This window comes from Micromonospora sp. M51, from assembly GCF_018070305.1.
Taxonomy (GTDB): Bacteria; Actinomycetota; Actinomycetes; order Mycobacteriales; family Micromonosporaceae; genus Micromonospora; species Micromonospora parva.
In genome coordinates this window covers 1-693 of the sequence record NZ_JAGPXZ010001372.1, presented here as the reverse complement: position 1 = coordinate 693, position 693 = coordinate 1, and the positions used below count along the sequence as shown (strand labels likewise).

At 72.6% G+C, this 693-nt stretch carries 1 protein-coding gene and 1 pseudogene; one reads left to right on the top strand and one right to left on the bottom strand.

Annotated elements, in window-relative coordinates; all coding sequences use genetic code 11:
- Window positions 1-274 (top strand): annotated as a pseudogene (locus tag KBX53_RS34905) (hypothetical protein); the annotation flags it as partial.
- Here the strand turns inward: KBX53_RS34905 and KBX53_RS34900 are convergent.
- The coding region (locus KBX53_RS34900) for a DUF6807 family protein (protein WP_210864028.1) at window positions 266-693 on the bottom strand (428 nt) is incomplete at its 5' end. The pseudogene KBX53_RS34905 and the gene KBX53_RS34900 overlap by 9 nt on opposite strands.

Sequence of the window (693 nt, the reverse complement as noted above, 5' to 3'; positions counted from 1 at the left end):
GGTGTGGGCCGGGATGCTGGTGCTGGCCCAGCCGCGCTTCCTGCAGAACAAGGGCCTCGTCCTGCTGATCCTCACCACAGTGCTGTGCACTGTCGTGTTGGAGTTCCTGCACAGCCTGGTGCCGGTGATCCTGGTCAGCATCGTCGACGACGTGGCGGCGCTGGTCTTCGCCATCGTCGCGATCATCTGGGGGCTGGTGCTGCTGATCGGCTCCATCCCCGCGATCGTCAAGGCCGTCCGGGTCACCGCCGCCCTCCCCACCCGATCAATGTGAGCGGACCAGGGCCGCCACCCCGTCGCGGTCGAGGGTTCCGTCGGCCACCCACACCTGGTACCGGCCGTGCCGGCTCCCGCCGGCCGGCACCACCGCCGGGCGGTCGAACGCGAACGCCACGCAGACCCCCGGATACATCGCGGTCCGCACGAACCACCTGTCGCCGTGGCCGAGGCCCGCGAAGACCAGTGTGTACGCCCCGTCGCCCGGCCCGGACCCGGTCAGCGCCAGCCACGGCGCCGCACTGCCGTTGACCGCCTGCTCCCCGGCCGCGTCGGCGGTGAACACCGCTGGTTCACCGTCGGCGACGGCCCGCCAGAAGAACCCGCCGTAGCCGGCCCCGCCGGGGCGACCGTTGGTGGCCGGGCTGCCCAGGCGCACCGCCCGGTCGTCCGGGGCGACGAGGACGGACTCCACAT